The 15,864-nt window shown below is 73.8% G+C and carries 16 protein-coding genes; 11 read left to right on the top strand and 5 right to left on the bottom strand.

Annotation, left to right across the window (positions count from 1 at the left end; genetic code table 11):
* Positions 1 to 21 precede the first annotated feature (21 nt).
* Both AB7J25_RS08550 and AB7J25_RS08545 read left to right on the top strand, forming a co-directional pair.
* Positions 22 to 723 (top strand): TetR/AcrR family transcriptional regulator, encoded by a 702-nt coding sequence (locus AB7J25_RS08550; protein ID WP_428506866.1) that lies wholly within the window; start codon positions 22 to 24, stop codon positions 721 to 723.
* Between the two features lie 97 nt (positions 724 to 820).
* The gene (locus tag AB7J25_RS08545; RefSeq protein WP_428506864.1) at positions 821 to 1,219 is read left to right on the top strand and encodes a TOBE domain-containing protein; all 399 of its coding nucleotides are present in this window, start codon (positions 821 to 823) and stop codon (positions 1,217 to 1,219) included.
* Here the strand turns inward: AB7J25_RS08545 and AB7J25_RS08540 are convergent.
* A complete protein-coding gene (locus AB7J25_RS08540; protein WP_428506862.1) occupies positions 1,179 to 2,009 on the bottom strand; it encodes a class I SAM-dependent methyltransferase in 831 nt (276 codons plus the stop codon). The two genes, AB7J25_RS08545 and AB7J25_RS08540, sit on opposite strands and share 41 nt — an antisense overlap.
* Positions 2,010 to 2,251: 242 nt before the next feature.
* On the opposite strand from AB7J25_RS08540, the gene AB7J25_RS08535 reads away from it, so the two are divergent.
* The 8 genes from AB7J25_RS08535 (at position 2,252) to AB7J25_RS08500 (ending at position 11,532) form a co-directional block, all read left to right on the top strand.
* The gene (locus tag AB7J25_RS08535; RefSeq protein WP_428506860.1) at positions 2,252 to 4,189 is read left to right on the top strand and encodes a hypothetical protein; all 1,938 of its coding nucleotides are present in this window, start codon (positions 2,252 to 2,254) and stop codon (positions 4,187 to 4,189) included.
* On the top strand, positions 4,186 to 5,706 hold the full coding sequence (gene pelF, locus AB7J25_RS08530; RefSeq protein WP_428506858.1) for a GT4 family glycosyltransferase PelF: 1,521 nt from the start codon (positions 4,186 to 4,188) through the stop codon (positions 5,704 to 5,706). The genes AB7J25_RS08535 and pelF overlap by 4 nt, the downstream gene beginning before the upstream one ends.
* Complete coding sequence (locus AB7J25_RS08525; RefSeq protein WP_428506856.1) at positions 5,703 to 7,091, top strand: hypothetical protein; 1,389 nt, start codon at positions 5,703 to 5,705, stop codon at positions 7,089 to 7,091. The genes pelF and AB7J25_RS08525 overlap by 4 nt, the downstream gene beginning before the upstream one ends.
* Positions 7,088 to 7,720 carry a spherulation-specific family 4 protein gene (locus AB7J25_RS08520; protein ID WP_428506854.1) on the top strand — a complete coding sequence of 211 codons (633 nt, stop codon included), beginning with the start codon at positions 7,088 to 7,090 and terminating at the stop codon, positions 7,718 to 7,720. Before AB7J25_RS08525 ends, AB7J25_RS08520 begins: the two co-directional genes overlap by 4 nt.
* Positions 7,717 to 8,493 carry an endo alpha-1,4 polygalactosaminidase gene (locus AB7J25_RS08515; protein WP_428506852.1) on the top strand — a complete coding sequence of 259 codons (777 nt, stop codon included), beginning with the start codon at positions 7,717 to 7,719 and terminating at the stop codon, positions 8,491 to 8,493. Before AB7J25_RS08520 ends, AB7J25_RS08515 begins: the two co-directional genes overlap by 4 nt.
* 45 nt (positions 8,494 to 8,538) lie before the next feature.
* The gene (locus AB7J25_RS08510) at positions 8,539 to 9,612 is read left to right on the top strand and encodes an isopenicillin N synthase family dioxygenase (RefSeq protein WP_428506850.1); all 1,074 of its coding nucleotides are present in this window, start codon (positions 8,539 to 8,541) and stop codon (positions 9,610 to 9,612) included.
* A gap of 66 nt (positions 9,613 to 9,678) precedes the next feature.
* Positions 9,679 to 11,112 carry a DHA2 family efflux MFS transporter permease subunit gene (locus AB7J25_RS08505; RefSeq protein ID WP_428506848.1) on the top strand — a complete coding sequence of 478 codons (1,434 nt, stop codon included), beginning with the start codon at positions 9,679 to 9,681 and terminating at the stop codon, positions 11,110 to 11,112.
* A 90-nt stretch (positions 11,113 to 11,202) separates the two neighbouring features.
* Entirely contained in the window at positions 11,203 to 11,532 is a 330-nt protein-coding gene (locus AB7J25_RS08500) for a putative quinol monooxygenase (RefSeq protein WP_428506846.1), read from the top strand.
* Positions 11,533 to 11,605: 73 nt separating this feature from the next.
* On the opposite strand, the gene AB7J25_RS08495 is transcribed toward AB7J25_RS08500, so the two are convergent.
* Genes AB7J25_RS08495 through AB7J25_RS08480 form a run of 4 tightly spaced genes read right to left on the bottom strand, consistent with a single transcriptional unit; the run spans position 11,606 to position 15,042 of the window.
* Positions 11,606 to 12,172 (bottom strand): GTP-binding protein, encoded by a 567-nt coding sequence (locus AB7J25_RS08495; RefSeq protein ID WP_428506844.1) that lies wholly within the window; start codon positions 12,170 to 12,172, stop codon positions 11,606 to 11,608.
* Positions 12,162 to 12,515 (bottom strand): DUF742 domain-containing protein, encoded by a 354-nt coding sequence (locus AB7J25_RS08490; protein ID WP_428506842.1) that lies wholly within the window; start codon positions 12,513 to 12,515, stop codon positions 12,162 to 12,164. The genes AB7J25_RS08495 and AB7J25_RS08490 overlap by 11 nt, the downstream gene beginning before the upstream one ends.
* On the bottom strand, positions 12,512 to 12,961 hold the full coding sequence (locus AB7J25_RS08485; protein WP_428506840.1) for a roadblock/LC7 domain-containing protein: 450 nt from the start codon (positions 12,959 to 12,961) through the stop codon (positions 12,512 to 12,514). The genes AB7J25_RS08490 and AB7J25_RS08485 overlap by 4 nt, the downstream gene beginning before the upstream one ends.
* Positions 12,958 to 15,042 carry an ATP-binding protein gene (locus AB7J25_RS08480; protein ID WP_428506838.1) on the bottom strand — a complete coding sequence of 695 codons (2,085 nt, stop codon included), beginning with the start codon at positions 15,040 to 15,042 and terminating at the stop codon, positions 12,958 to 12,960. The genes AB7J25_RS08485 and AB7J25_RS08480 overlap by 4 nt, the downstream gene beginning before the upstream one ends.
* A gap of 152 nt (positions 15,043 to 15,194) precedes the next feature.
* Here AB7J25_RS08480 and AB7J25_RS08475 point away from each other — a divergent pair, with 152 nt between their 5' ends.
* On the top strand, positions 15,195 to 15,824 hold the full coding sequence (locus AB7J25_RS08475; RefSeq protein WP_428506836.1) for a Maf family protein: 630 nt from the start codon (positions 15,195 to 15,197) through the stop codon (positions 15,822 to 15,824).
* Positions 15,825 to 15,864: the final 40 nt, after the last annotated feature.

The following is a 15,864-nucleotide window of genomic DNA, read 5'->3' as shown; positions in this document are numbered from 1 at the left end:
GGCGAACGGAGGGTGCGGGAGATGGCTCGGCAGCAGGCCCGCCGCAAGCTCGTGTCGAACGAGCTGCTCGAGCACGCGGCGCGGCTGTTCGCGGCACAGGGCTACGCCAACACCTCGTTCCAGGACATCGCGGACTCGATGGGCATCAGCAGGCCCGCGCTCTACCACTACGTCAGCAACAAGGAGGAGATCCTCGCAGCGCTCGTGCAGGACGTGCTGGAGCGCGTCGTCGAGATCCTCCAGGAGGAGTCGGCCCGCGAGGATCTCGCCGAGGACGAGCGGGTGGTGGCGGCGTTTCGCCGGATCGTGGTCAACAACGCCCGCAACACCACCCGGTTCCGGCTGCTGGACCGCAGTGAGCCGGACCTGCCCGCCGAGATCGCGGCGATGCACCAGCAGGCTCGCCGCACCGTGCTCGCGCTGCTCACCCGCATGATCGAGCAGGCCGTCGAGGCGGGCCGGTTCCGCCCGCTGCCGGCCCGCACCGTCGCCCTCGCGCTGCTCGGCATGGCGAACTGGGTGGCCTGGTGGTACCGCGCGGACGTCGACGCGGATCCCGGCGAGGTCGCGGACGTGCTCGTCGAGGTGGCGCTGTCGGGCGTGCGGCGCGGGGCGGACCGGACGGTCGAGCCGGGACCGTGGGCAGCGCTCATGCTCCTGAAGGAGGACGTCGCGCACCTGGAGACCGCGCTGTCGTCGGCCCTGGACACCGACGCGCCCTGAGGACCGAACCGTGGATCGGTCGGCATCGAAGCACGCTTCGGGATCTGACCCGACGACCGGCACGGTCCGCGCGCGGATCCGGGCCTATGCTCGCGCCGTGGCCTACTTCCGCATCTCCGAGGCCGCGGGCCTGCTCGCGGTCAGCGACGACACCGTCCGCCGGTGGGTCGACACGGGGAAGCTCCCGGTGAGCCGCGACGCGTCGAACCGCCAGGTCATCGACGGGGTCGCGCTCGCCGAGTTCGCGCGGCGCACCGCCAACGAGGCGCCGGACCCGTCCGGGGTGGCGAGATCGGCGCGCAACCGGATGGTCGGGCTGGTCACCGCCGTGCAGGCGGACCGGGTGATGGCGCAGGTGGAGATGCAGTGCGGCCCGCACCGCGTGGTGTCCCTGATGAGCACCGAGGCCGTGCGCGACCTGGGCCTGGAGCCCGGCGTGCTGGCCGTCGCGGTGATCAAGTCGACGAACGTGGTGGTGGAGACCCCTCACCGTTGACCGAGCGGGGGTCGGGGGTGCGGGCCAGATACCCGACGACCGCGATCTCCGCCCGCAACGGCAGCCCCTCCCGCTGGTGCGCCCGCGCCATCTCGGCCGCCGACGCGAGGAACTCCGCCTCGCCCACGTTCTGGATCGACTCGAACGCCGGGCCCGTGGACGCGATCGCACGCGCATAGGTCTCGGGGTCGGGGAACTCCCAGGCGAACGGCACGTCGATCCGCCGGACGTCGACGAACCCGTACGCCGCCAGCAGCTCCTCGCCCGCGCCTGGCCTGCCCAGCGCCACCATCGACGCCTGGTTGGACACCTTCTCCTCGGCGGCGAGCCGGAACGGCGCGAGTGCCCACGCCCCGGGGGAGACCTTGAGGTGGCCCCACACGGTGAGCCCGACGCGGCCGCCCGGTGCCAGCACCCGCCGCACCTCGGTCATCGCCTTCGGGGTGGTGCCCCAGATCCCGCGGAAACTCGTCACGACGTCGAAGCTCCCGTCCGGCCACGGCAGCTCGTGCATGTCCCCGACCCGGACGTCCGCGTCCGGCGAGCGGTCCCTTGCCACCGCGACGAGCCGGTGCGACGCGTCGATCCCGGCGCACACCGCTCCACGCAGGGCTGCCAGCTCGATCGCGAGCCCCGCCCCGCAGGCGATGTCGAGGAGCCGGTCGCCGGGGCCGACGGCCAGGTGCTGGTGCAGCGTGACGTACTCGCGGCAGTTGGCCGGCTCGCTCAACGTGGAGAAGTCGACGGCACGCCGTCCCCACCCGGTATCGACGCCACGCCAGTCCGACATCGGCGACCACCTCGTCCTTTCGTCGGAATTGCCAGAGCTTTCCGGCGTAGTGGATGACGTCCATTCAGCCGGAATTCGATATTGAGCCCGCGACGGCCAGGATCATTGCATCAGAATCGGCCCCGCCCGGCGGGGCCGGCAGGTCAGACGTGCCGCCCGGGTGAAACGGGGGGCTCTGGGTGGTGCTGCGAGACCGGTCGGGAGGACGGACCTCTCTGCTGCTGCGCGGCGCAACGCTGTCCGTGTCGATACCCCTGGCCCTGCTCGCCGGCCTGCTCACCGCGCCCGCCGCGTGGGCCGCGGGCGCGATCGTCGAGCTGCGCGTGCTCGTCGTCACCGACCTGACGGCCGAGCCGGAGGCGGTCCGCCTGCTGCTCGCCGAGAGCGGCGTCCCGCACGACGTCCTCGATCTCACCGACCCCGCCCGGCCGCGCCTCACGCACGCCAGCCTGACGGTCGACGACGCGGTGCCGCACAGCCGCTACCAGGCGTTCGTCCTCCCCGACGCCGCGCCGGCCGGGCTGGACCGCACCGAGCTGGACGCCCTGCACGCCGTCGCGCTCGAGTTCCGGCTGCGCCAGCTCGACGCGACCGTCCATCCCACGCCGGCCGTCGGGCTCGTCGAGCCGACCGACACCGTGGGCTGGTGGGGTTCCTTCGACGCGGGCGGCACCGCGGCGCTCACCGAGCTCGCCCGGACCGATGCGTTCGCGGACATGCGCGGCGACGTCCCGTTCTCGCCCGGGACGTGGGTGGAGATCGCGACCCCGCTGCCGTCGTTCCGCCCGCTGCTCACCGCGACCTCGCCGGACGGCACCCGACGCGGGGCGGTCGCGGGCGTGTTCAGCGGCGGCGGCCGGGAGGAGCTCGTCCTCACCTTCTCCTTCGACGCCACCTCGATCCAGCTGGCGACGCTCGGGCCGGGCCTGGTCGAGTGGCTCACCCGCGGCACCCACCTGGGGCTGCGGCGCAGCTGGTTGGCCGTGCACATCGACGACGTCCTGCTCCCGGACACGCGCTGGGTGCCCGGGCGGAAGTGCGCGGTGGGCCCGCAGTGCCCCGCCCCGCCGGGGACGGACCCGACGATCCGGATGACCGCCGAGGACGTCGCCGTCGCCGTGGAGTGGCAGCGCCGCCACGGCTTCCGCCTGGACCTGGCCTACAACGGGGCGGGCGGGGACGCCGCGGCGGCGGGCGGCACCGACCCGCTGACCGAGGCCCTCGTCGCCCACCGCGGGGAGTTCGGCTGGATCAACCACACCTGGTCGCACCGCTATCTCGGCTGCGTGCGCGACACGTCCGTGGTGCCGTGGCGGTGCGCGGAGTTGCCGATCCTCGGCGGCACCCGCTTCGTCACCGGTGGGGAGATCCGCGACGAGATCGACCGCAACGTCGCCTTCGCGCGCCGCTTCGGCCTTCCGATCGACGCCACCGAGCTCGTCACCGGCGAGCACAGCGGGCTGCGGGGCGACGCGCTCATGCCCGAGGACAACCCGGCGCTCGCGGGCGCCCTCACCGCGACCGGGGTGGCGGTGGTCGCCGCGGACGCGTCCGTGGAGCCGGCGCAGCGCCCGCTCGGCACGGCCCGCACGGTGCCGCGCCACCCCATCGACCTGGACTTCAACACCGCCACGTACGCCGAGACCGTCGACCAGTACAACTGGACCCACACCTCGGCGGCCGTCGGCGGTGACGGGGAGTGCGACGCCGACTCGAGTTGTCTCGATCCCGTCGACGCCGCCGATCCCGTCGCCGGGTTCCACGACGGGATCGTGCCGGTCGAGGCGGCCAAGGTGCTCGACCACGTGCTCGGCAACGACCCGCGCCCCCACTACGTCCACCAGCCGCAGCTCGCCGAGGACCGCACCCTCTACCCGGTGCTGGAGCGGGTCCTCGACACCTACCGCACCGTGTACACCGACGCCCGCCCGCTGCTGGTCCCCACGATGACCAAGGCCGCAGACGAGCTGGGCCGGGCGGCCGCGTGGGCGGCGGCGACCGACGAGGTGCGGGCGTGGTCCCAGGACGGGGTGGTGACGATCGAGACCAGCGGGCTCGTCTCCGTCCCGCTCACCGTTCCCCGCAGCCCCGGGGCGGTCCTCGGCGAGGACTACGGCACCACCCGCAGCGGCTGGCTGCCCGTCGAGGGCCGGATGCGGCTGATCGGGGTGGGGCCGTGAAGGTCACACTCGTCACCGAGGGCACCTACCCGATCCACCCGGGCGGCGTGAGCGACTGGTGCGACCAGCTGATCCGGGGCCTCCCCGAGGTCACCTTCGACGTCGTGGCGCTCTCCGGCTCCGGGCGCGAGCCGCTCTCCTACGGCCCGCCGCCGAACCGGGAGCGGGTGCACCGCATCGGACTGTGGGCCGAGCCGCCGCGCGCCCACCGTGCCCACCGCAGTGCCCGCAGTGCCCGCCGTGCCCACCGGGCCGATCCCGAGTTCCTCGCCGCGTACGCCCACCTGCTGGAGGCGACCCTGCGGGGCGGTCCCCGCGCCGCGGAGTGGGTCGAGTCCGCGCTGCGCCGGCTGCGCGCCTACGCCGCCGACGCCCCCCTCACCGCGGCGCTGCGCGGCCAGGCGGCCGTGGACCTGCTCGTGGATGTCACCTCCCGCACGCTCGACCTGCGCGCCTCACCGACGCTCGCCGACGCGCTGGCCGTCACCGACCTCGTCGAGCACCTCCTGCGGCCCCTGCAGTTCCCCGCTCCCCGCTCCGACCTCGTGCATGCCACCGCCAACGGCTCGGCGACGCTCGTCGGGCTGCTCGCGAAGTGGGAGCACGACACCCCCGTCGTCCTCTCCGAGCACGGTGTCTACCTGCGCGAACGCCTGCTCGCCCTGCGCGCGTCTGGCTGCGGGCGGGTGCAGCGGGCCGTCCTCGGCCGCTTCTACGCCCGTCTCACCGAGCTCGGCTACCGCGGCTGCGCGGCCGTGCTCCCGGTGAGCCGGTTCAACGCCCGCTGGGCATTGCGGGGCGGCGCCGCGCCGACGCGGATCCAGGTGGTGCACAACGGCGTCGACCCGGCCGCGCTGCGGCCCGCCGGTTTCGAGCCGCGGACGCCGACGCTCGTGTACGCGGGCCGGATCGACCCGCTCAAGGACCTCCACCTGCTGCTGCGCGCGTTCGCGCTCGTCCGCGAGCGGGTCCCCGACGCCATGCTGCGCCTCTTCGGCGGCGTCCCCGTCGGCAACGAGGGCTACGCGGACTCCTGCCGCGAACTCGTCCGCGCGCTGGGGCTCGGCGACGTCGTGACGTTCGAGGGCCCCGCCCGGCGGATGAGCTGGGCGTACGCGTTGGGGCACGCCGTGGTGCTGTCGAGCCGCTCCGAGGGCCTGCCGCTCACCGTCATCGAGGCGGCCTCCTGTCGCCGGGCGACAGTCGGCACCGACGTCGGCGGGATGGCCGAGGCCATCGGCGAGGGCGGGATCGTCGTCCCCGCGAACGACGTGCGCGCGCTCGCCGACGCGTGCGTGCGCGTGCTCACCGACGACGCGCTGCGCCACCGGCTCGCCGACGCGGGCCACCGGCGGGCCCGGGCGCACTTCACCCTCGACCGGTTCCTCGCCGACATGCGCGCGGTGTACGCCGCGCGCGGCCTGCCCGAGCCGGTGGTCCCGCCGCAGCGCCGCTCCGACAGCACCGCCCAACGCCCGGCGCCCGCCCCGGTGGACGCCCCGGTGGATGCCCGATGACCACCCACGAGAGCGCCCTCGCCCACGCCGTCGCGTCGGCGACGGACCCGCTGGAGCTCGCCGTGGTCCTCGAGTCCGCCGGCGTGACGGACCGGGTCGCCGCGGGCGCCTTCGGCGTCCCGGACGTCTTCGCCCTCGCCGAGCTGTCCCACGACCCGCAGGCCCCCCTCGCCGAGCCCGTCGCCGCCCCGGCCGCGCGCCGCCTGCGCCTGCCCGGCGACCACTGGACGTTCCACCTGCGCGGCCTGCTCTACGCCGTCCCGGCGGCGGTGGCGCTGTCGCTCCTGCCCGGTGGCGATCCCGTCGCGTCCACGCTGCTGCTCGGGGGGCTCCTCGCCGCGTGGGCGGGCGCGTACGGGGTCACCGCGGTCGCGTGGGCGCACCTGGGGAACCTGGACGTTGCGGCGTCCCGCCGGTTCCTGCGCCGAGCGCTGCTCGGCGGCACCGCGCTCGCCGCGCTGCTGGCGGTGCCCACCGTCTACCTCGCGCTCGTCACCACCTCGACGATGGCCGTCGATCTGACGACGATCGCGCTGCTCACGGCGCAGACCGCCTACCTGCTGGCGGCCGCGACCCTGCTGGTCTGCGGCAGGGAGGTGTGGCTGGCCGCGGCGCTCCTGCCCGCCGTCGCCGGGGTCGTCCTCGCCCTGGAGCGGTCCCCGGACCTGCGCTGGCCCGCCGCCTCCGTCGCGCTGGCGGTGGTGTTCGCGCTGATCGCGACCCGCGGGGCGGGCAGGCCCCGCCAGCGGCTGGCGCGCCGGGCGCGTGTGTACGTGGGGGTCCAGGTGGTCGCGGGCCTGCTCGTCGGGTTGCTCGCCGTCTTCCCCGCGGTGGACCAGCTCGTGCGACCGGGCTTCGACCCGCTGCCGCTGTCGGTGACGGTCGTCGCGCTGCCGCTCGTGCTGGGGATGGGCCTGGCGGAGTCGCTCGCGTTGCGGCTGCGCCGCCGCTTCACGACCCTCCTCGCCACGACATCGTCCCCACCGGTGTTCGCGCGCGCCGCGCGGCGCGCGACGCTGGGCGCCCACCTCGTGCTCGGCGCCGCGCTCGTCGTGATGACGGCCGCGGTGGTGTTCGCCGTCGTCCACGGCGGGCACTCCTTCGGCACCGAGCCGCGCCTGCTGCTGCTCGCGGGCGACTACGTCGTGCTCGGCATCGCGCTCTTCTCCGCCACGGTGCTCGCCGTTCTCGGCGCGGGTGGGCGGGCGGTCGCGGCGCTCGCCGCCGGGGTGGCCGTGCTGGCCGCGTTCCTGGTGCTCGCCGCGGACGAACCGACGCCGGGCTGGGTGCCGCTCGCCTGCCACGCCGCCGTGAGCACCGCGTTGCTGCTGGCCCTCGGCGTGCTGGTGCACCGCCGCGTCGGACGTCCGGTGCACCACCGGTGACGGTGATCGACCTGGCCGTCCCGGCCTACTTCCATCCCGCCCGCGAGGCCGCCGACTGGGTCCGGCTCTGCGCCACCGCCCCGCTCGGGCTCGTCGTCGTCAACCCGTGCTCCGGAGCCGGCACCGCCGCCGACCCGGCGTACCGTCCGGTGTGCGCCGCCCTGCGTGCCCGCCCGGAGGTGATCGTCGCGGGATACGTCGACACCGCCTACGGCACCCGGCCCGCCGCGGACGTCCTCACCGAGGCGGTGCGGTACGAGCGGTTCTACGGGATCGGAGCGGTCTTCCTGGACCAGGTCAGCTCCGGCGCGGACGCGCTGGACCACTACGTCGACGTCGTCGGGCGGCTGCGGGCAAGCGGCGCCGCGGCGGTCGTACTCAACCCCGGGGTCGCGCCGCACCCCGGATACCGCGCGCTCGCGGACGTCGTCGTCACCTTCGAGGGGCCGTGGTCGGCCTACCGCGGCCGGGCGCCCGACCCGCCGGGTCCGGGCCGCACCTGCCATCTCGTGCACGCCACCCCGGACGGCCGGCGGGCCGCGGCATGGCGGCGCGCGCGGAGCCTCGGCGCGGACCTCGCCTACGTCACCGCGCGGGGGCTGCCCAACCCGTGGGACGGGTTCGCGTGACCCGCCGCCTCGCCCTGCTCGCCTGCCTGGCGCTGCTGCTCGCCGCCTGTGGCGGCGGGGGTGGTGAGCCGCCGCCCGAGGACGCTACCTGGCAGTACCAGCTCGACGGCACCGTCGACACGTCCGTGCCCGCCGGGATCTACGACATCGACCTGTTCGAGACACGGCAGGCCACCGTGGACGAGCTGCGCGCCGCCGGCCGCACCGTCGTCTGCTACGTCAACGCGGGCGCGGTCGAGGAGAACCGGCCCGACTCCGGCACCCTGCCCGCCGACGTGCGCGGCGAGCCCCTCGACGACTGGCCCGACGAGCGCTGGCTCGACATCCGCCGCCTCGACGTCCTCGAACCCTTCCTCGCCGCCCGCTTCGACCTGTGCCGTGACAAGGGCTTCCACGGCGTCGAGCCCGACAACGTCGACGGCTACATCAACGACACCGGCTTCCCCCTCACCGCGGCCGACCAGCTCGCCTTCAACCGGATGCTCGCCCGCCTCGCCCACGAGCGCGGCCTCACCGTCGGGCTCAAGAACGACCTCGACCAGGTCGACGAGCTGGTCGGGGACTTCGACTTCGCGGTCAACGAGAGCTGCGTCGAGTACGAGGAGTGTGCCGCGCTGCGCCCGTTCGTCGACGCGGGCAAGCCCGTCCTGCACGTCGAGTACGACCTCGACCTCGACGAGTTCTGCGCCGAGACCACGGCCATGGGGTTCCGCTCGATCCGCAAGCCCCTCGACCTCACCGCCGAATGGGAGCCGTGCCCGCCGCTGCCGTAGCGGCGGAGAAACCCGCCGGAAGCCCCGGCGGCCTACCGTGCGCGCATGGCGGAGTTCGCGGTGCCCCTGATCGACATCGGTCCGTACGTGCGGGGCGGCGGGGATCGCGCCGCGGTGGCCGCCGCCATGGACGCGGCCTGCCGCGACGTCGGGTTCGTGCAGGTCGTGGGGCACGGCGTGCCCGACGACGCGGCTGCGGGCCTCGCCGCGGCGATCGACGCCTACTTCGGCGAGCCGGCCGAGGTCAAGGCCGCGCACCGCGCCCCGCCGGGGATCAACCGCGGCTACACGCCGCCGCGCAGCGAGTCGGTCAGCCTCAGCCTGGGCGTGGGCACCCGCATGCCCGACTTCTTCGAGGCGTTCAACGTCGGCGCCGCCGCGGCCGAGCATCCCGGGCTGGACCTGCCCGCCGACGTCTACCCCGACAACATCTGGCCGGACGTCCCCGGCTTCGAGGTGGCCGTGCGGCGCTGGTTCGCCGAGGCCCGCCGCGTCGCCCACACGCTCACCGACGTCTTCGCCGACGCGCTGGGACTACCCGCGGGCTTCTTCGCCGCCTACACCGACCACTCCATCGACGTGCTGCGGATGAACAACTACGCCCTGCCCCCGGGCCGGGTGGCGGACGGGACCGACCTCACGGGCATGGGCGAGCACACCGACTACGGCATCGTCACCGTGCTGTGGGCCGACGACGCCCCCGGCCTTCAGGTCCTCGGCCAGGACGGCCGCTGGCACGACGTCGCGCCGGCTCCCGGGGCGCTGCTGGTCAACCTCGGCGACCTCACCGCCCGCTGGACCAACGAGCGGTGGCTGTCCACCCTGCACCGCGTGAAGCCGCCCGTCGTGGACGGCACGGTCCGGCGGCGGCGTTCCGCGGCGTTCTTCCACGACGGCAACGTGGAGGCGGTCGTCGAGGCGCTGCCGTCGTGCGTGCCGCCCGGCCGGGCGCCGATCCACCCGCCCACCACGATCGGCGAGCACATCGAGGCGAAGCTCGCCGGTTCCCGCGCGGGAATCGCGAACACCGCTGCGACCCGCGACGCCGAGCGCGTCCGGGCGGCCGCCGGTCCTGCTGCACGCGAAACCACGTGGCCCGGGACGGGCGTCGGTCCGTAGCGTCGGAGGGGTCGCGCCGGGTGCCCGGGATCAGGGCCCGGCCATCCCCGGACGTCAGGAGGCTCCATGACCGCCGGCCACCACCCGGCCACCCCCGTCGAGGACACGGACGGGACGCGGGTGATCTGGCTGCTCGTCGGCTCGGCGTTCGTGATGATCCTCAACGAGACGATCATCCTGGTCGCCCTGCCGGCCGTGATCGCCGACCTCGGCGTCCCCGTCACCACCGCGCAGTGGCTGACCAGCGGGTTCCTGCTGACGATGGCCGTGGTCATCCCGATCACGGGATTCCTGCTGCAACGGTTCCCGCCGCGCGGGGTGTACCTGACGTCGATGGCGCTGTTCTGCAGCGGCACCCTGCTCGCCGCCCTGGCACCGGGGTTCGGGGTGCTGATGACCGGGCGCATCGTGCAGGCCGCCGGCACCGCCGTGATGGTCCCGCTGCTGATGACGTCGGTGATCCGGCTCGTCCCGGCGGAGCGCCGCGGCGCCATGATGGGCACGATCACCGTGGTCATCGCGGTGGCGCCCGCCGTCGGGCCGACGGTCTCCGGGCTGATCCTGTCCGTCTTCGGCTGGCGCGTCACGTTCTGGGCCGTGCTGCCGATCGCCCTGCTCGCGCTCGCCGCCGGGGCACGCTGGCTGCGCGTGACGTCCGAGACCCGCCACGTCCCGCTGGACCTGGTGTCGGTGCCGCTCACGATCGTCGCCTTCGGCGGGATCGTGTGGGGGCTCACCGCCGTGGGGGAGTCCGCCAGGGGGCACTCGCCCGTCCCGGTGTGGCTGCCCATCGTCGTCGGGGTCGTCGCGATGGTCGCGTTCGTCGCCCGCCAGCTGCGACTGCAGCGCGAGGAACGCGCGCTGCTGGACCTGCGCCCGCTCGCGCACCGCGCGTTCGCCGTGCCGGTGGTGCTGATGGCGCTCACGTTCATGGCGCTGTTCGGCGTGCTCATCCTGATGCCGCTCTACCTGCAGGACGTGCTGGGAGCGGCGCCGTTCGTCACCGGCCTCGTGCTGCTGCCCGGCGGGCTCGTCATGGGCCTGCTGGGGCCGATCGTGGGCAGGCTCTACGACCGCTACGGGGTGCGGCCGCTCGCGATCCCCGGCGCCGCGGTGGCGGCGGGTGCGCTGTGGGCGTTCGTCACGCTGGACGCGTCGTCGTCGTTGTGGCAGCTCGTGGCCATGCACGTGGTGCTGGTGATCGGCGTCTCGTTCATGATCACGCCGCTCATGACGGACGCCCTGGGGCAGCTGCCCACCGGCATGGACGCCCACGGCAGTGCGATCGTCGCGACCCTCCAGCAGGTGGCAGGCGCGGCGGGGACGGCGCTCTTCGTCACGGTCATGGCGCTGGCCTCCACGGGGGCGGGCGCCGGCGCGGACGCGGACGGGGCGCGGGTCGCCTTCCTCACCGCGGCCCTGATCGCGACGGCGGCGGCGCCGCTCACGCTGTTCACCGGGGCCCGTTCCCGGGAGCCCGCCGTCGCCCGACCGGGCTGACCGAGCCCGCGAACGCGCGCATTCTCGCCCGCCGAGAAGCGCCGTCGCGACGCGCGCTCCGGCGCGGCGCCCGCCGGTACGCTCCGGCCCATGATCCTGATCACGCTCAAGATGCCGATCAAGCCGGAGAAGACCGACGAGTGGCTCGAGCTCGCCCAGAGCTACAGCAACGACGTGCGTGCGGAGCCCGGCAACGTGTTCTTCTCCTTCTCCCGCAGCCTCGAGGACGAGAACGAGTACGTGTGCATCGAGGGCTTCGCCGACGACGCGGCGGGCAAGGAGCACATGAAGCAGGCGCACGTCCCGAACTTCATGGAGAAGGCGGCCTACCTGGTCTCGGCCCGGCCGAAGATCATCTACGTGGACGCCGAGGAGGTCACCGGCTTCGTCGAGATGGGAGAGATCGCACCCAAGGAGTGAACCGGGGTGCCACCCGGCGGTCGCGCACGCGCCGTCGTCACGGGCCGACCTGGAGATCGACCTGGAGAGCGGCTCAGTGCGCGACCGCAGAGGTGGCGAGAGCGTGTTCCACCAGGGTCACCAGCGTCCGCAGGCAGTCCTGCGGGTCGCGCGCGTCCAGCCGCGCGATCGGGCAGCCCGGAGCGAGCGCGAGCGCATCGCGCACCACCTCGTCGTCGAACCGGTCCGAGGCGGGGAAGCCGTTGATGCCGAGCACGAACGGGATCCGCCGGTTCTCGAAGTAGTCGATCGCCGGGAAGCAGTCGTCCACGCGCCGCAGGTCGACCAGCACGACGGCGCCCACCGCGCCGCGCGAGAGCTCGTCCCACATGAACCAGAAGCGGTCCTGGCCGGGCGTGCCGAACAAGTAGAGGATCAGCGAGTCGTCCACGGTGATGCGGCCGAAGTCCATCGCCACCGTGGTCGAGCTCTTGCCCGGGATGTTGTCGACGTCGTCGACGCCGATCGAGGCCGTTGTCATGGCCTCCTCGGTCAGCAGCGGGGGGATCTCCGAGAGCGCCTGCACCATCGTCGTCTTGCCGACGCCGAAACCCCCTGCGATGACGATCTTCAGTGGGATCGGCGTGTCGTCAGCGGGCAAGGAGCCCCTCCAGGAGTCGCTCGAGCAATGCGCGGGTGGGGCGACCGTCCTCGGTTGCCGGCGGCGCGGTGTGGACGACCAGGTAGCCGGCGTCGGCCAGGTCGCTGACCAGCACGCGGGCGACCCCGACCGGCACGCCGAGCTTCGCCCCGATCTCGATGACCGACGTCGGCCTGTCGATCATCTGGATGATCGCACGGTACTCGGGCTGGCTCTGCTCGAGCCCCGTGGTCCGGTGGGTCGCGGTGACCAGGCATTCCAGGGGGAGGTCCCGACCCGCCGAGCGGGTGCGACCACCGGTGACGGCGTAGACGGGGACGACCCGTCCACCGTCGCCGCTCATTGTGCCCGGCTCCCGGCGGATCGCTCGCCAGGCATCAGTGCGTGGCCGACCCGCGCGGCGAGCAGCGTCATCTCGTAGCCGACCAGGCCGATGTCGCAGGTCCGGTCGGCGTGCACCGCCAGGGCGGCGGCCTGTCCGATGGAGCTCACGAAGAAGTAGCCGCCGGACATCTCCAGGATCGTCTGGTTGACCTGGCCGCCGCCGAGGAGCTGAGCGGTGCCCCTGGCGAGGCTGCCCAGCCCGGAGGCCGCCGCGGCGAGCTGGTCGCCGAGCGCCGTCGACACGCCCGGCGATGTCGCCAGGCGCAGACCGTCCGACGACACGACGACCGCGTGCACCACTCCGGGTGTGTCGCGGGTGAACTCCACCAGCAGCCAGTCCAGCCGCCTGCGATCCACGGTTCCTCCCTGGGTGACGACCCCGGGCGCGGGGTGGGTTCCGGTCATGGCGGTGAGACCTCCCCGTTCACGGCCGCCTGTGCCGAACGGCGGCTCGCCTGGTACCGGGAGAGTGCGCTCGCCGCGCTCTGCGACGGGACGGCCTGGGTCGGGATCTCCGCGGGCGGCTCTTCGGCCATCAGCTCGTCGCGGCGCAGCTCGGGCGCCAGCGACGCCTGCGGTACGCGCCTACGCAAGCCCTGGACCGTGGCGTCCGGCCCGTTCGCGACGGGACGGCGCACGGGTCCGGCGGTCAGCTGCCCGGGATCCGGCGGACCGTCGCGGCCGTCTCGCGGACCGGCGTCGTCAGCGGGCGGCATGAACGGCGACAGGTGCGGCCCACCGCCGGGCTCGGCGTCCCACGCGGCCGGCATGTCGGACGGGAACGCCAGGTGCGGAACGGACGTGACGGTCGGAGACGAGGTCGGCCCCGGAGAAGGCACCGGCGGCACCGACGCGCGTCCGTAGTCGGGCGTCTCGGGCGAGCGTGGCGCGGGCACGCTGTCGATCACCGATCGCGCCTCCCACCAGCCTGTCCAGCCGTTGGACTCCGCGTAGCCGTCCCCCGACGGGCCCTCGGCGACACCCGCCTCGACGAGCGCGGGGCGCGCGGTGGTGGCGAACACCGGGTCGAGGTTCGTGCTCAGCGGCTGCTCCGGATCGAAGCCGGACGGCGGGGCGAGGGTCAGCTTCTCGGTCACCTCGCGGGGACCTCCGCCCGGGCGGGTGGCCGTGCCCGGCTCCGCGTGTCGCGCGGACGCGTGGGGCTCCTCCAGCAGGGCCTGCGGCAGGTGCACGACCGCCGTGATGCCGGAGCCCGGTGTCGTGTCGAGGGTGACGGCGATGCCGTGGCGTGCGGCCAGCCGTGCCACGACGTGGAAGCCGAGGCGCTGCGCGACCGACAGGTCGACCTCCGCCGGCTTCGAGAGCAGCGCGTTCGCCGCCGCCAGCTCGTCCGGCGGCATGCCCACGCCCCAGTCCTCGATCGTGAGCAGGACGCCCTCGGGCCGCCGCGCGGTGGCCCGGCGGGTCCGGATCGTCACGACGGTCTCCGGCGGGGAGAAGCGCACCGCGTTCTCCGTGAGCTCCGCCAGCAGGTGTGTGAGGTCGGTGACGCTGCCCCCGGCGACGGCGGCGTGCTCGTCGATGGTGAAGGCGACCCGCTCCAGGTCCTCGGTCTCGGCGATCGCCGCCCGCACGACGTCGCGCAGCGGCACCGGCTCGCGCCACATGCGCGGTGGCTGCTCGCCGGAGAGCACGAGCAGGTTCTCGGCGTTGCGCCGGACCCGGGTGGTGAGGTGGTCGAGCCGGAACAGCTCGGCGAGGGCGTCCGGGTCGCGCTCGGAGTCCTCCAGCTGGTTGATGATGTCCAGCTGCCGGTAGAGCATGGTCTGGTTGCGGCGCGCGAGGTTCACGAGCAGGTCCGAGGTGAACTTGCGGCGTCCGATCTCGGCGTCCGCGAGCTGCATGGCCAGCGCGTTGCGCTCGTTCTGGGAGTCCTCGGTGTAGCGCCAGAACATCGTCATCCCGATGCACGCCGCGAGCACCGCGCCGCCGTGCAGCACCGACCACGTCCACGGGCTCTGCTGACCGGCGGCGTGGCTGAACATGAGGTCCTGCCGCCACGCCGACCCGATCCCGTGGGTGAGGACCGTCAGCGCGATGTTGACCAGGAACGGCACCCAGTCCTGGTAGAGCGCGATGAACCCGATGATGACGAAGAAGTGGAAGTGGGCCTCGATCGACCCGTACGTGAGCACGACGAGGGCCGTCGCGCTGTACACGAGCCCCGTCGAGACCGCGATCGCGGGCCCTCGCCTGCCCGGCAGGGTGTGCCCGAGCACCATGCACAGGACCAGCGGCAGCAGCGCGACGCCGGTGACCACCGGTGTGTGGTCCAGCACCAGACCGATGACGGCGAGCACCGGGACGTGGGCAAGCAGGACCAGCTGCAGGAACCTGTGCCGGCGCCGCCAGTCCGCCTCGTCGAGCGTGCCGCCTCGGGGCAGGTAGTCGAGGAGCGACTTCCAGTTCGACAACCGCACCATTCTCCCTCCGTTGCCGCCGTAGCCCGAACGGGTGTACGGCACGGCACAGGAAAGCTATGACCGCGATGATCGGGGCGATATCGGGGATTCGAACCGTACACCCCGTCGGAGTGATCTCCGTGACACCCCTCCCCGTTCGGGTGGCGGAGCCGTCGCTCACCGTGATGATCGAACGGTGCGTAGGGTCGTGACCTGTGCGTATCGTGCTCGCTTCCGCCTCCCCTGCCCGGCGCGGCATCCTCCGCGCGGCAGGCGTCGATCCGATCGTCGAGGTCGCGGGTGTCGACGAGGACGCCCTGCTCGCCACCCTCGCCTGCGCCTCGCCCGGCGAACGGGTGACCGCTCTCGCCGCTGCCAAGGCGGCCGTCGTCGCCCGCCGCGTCGGTGCGCTGCATCCCGACGCCGTCGTGATCGGCTGCGACTCGATGCTCCACGTCGACGGCGAGCTCGTCGGCAAGCCCGTGGACGAACCCCGCGCCCGCGCGCGCTGGCTCCGCATGGCGGGCCGCTGCGGGGCACTCGTCACCGGCCACGCCGTGCTCCGCCTCTCCGGCGGCGACGTCGACCGGGTCGCCGAGGGCGCTGCCACCACCACGGTCCGGTTCGCCGACCCCGACCCGGCCGAGCTCGACGCCTACCTCCGCACGGGAGAACCGCTGGCCGTCGCGGGGGGATTCACCCTCGACGGCTACGGCGGCTGGTTCGTCGACGGCATCGACGGCGACCCGTCCAACGTCGTCGGGCTGAGCCTGCCGCTCGTCCGTCGGCTGCTCGCGGAGGTCGGTGTTCGGGTCAGCGACCTCTGGAACCTCAATTCCCGGTGAAGAACGTTCCCTCGGCAGTGTCCCCGCCGTCACACTCCCG

The organism is Pseudonocardia sp. (genome assembly GCF_050246655.1).
GTDB lineage: Bacteria > Actinomycetota > Actinomycetes > Mycobacteriales > Pseudonocardiaceae > Pseudonocardia.
Note: the sequence above shows the minus strand (reverse complement) of the source record. Positions and strands in the feature narration are given on the sequence as shown.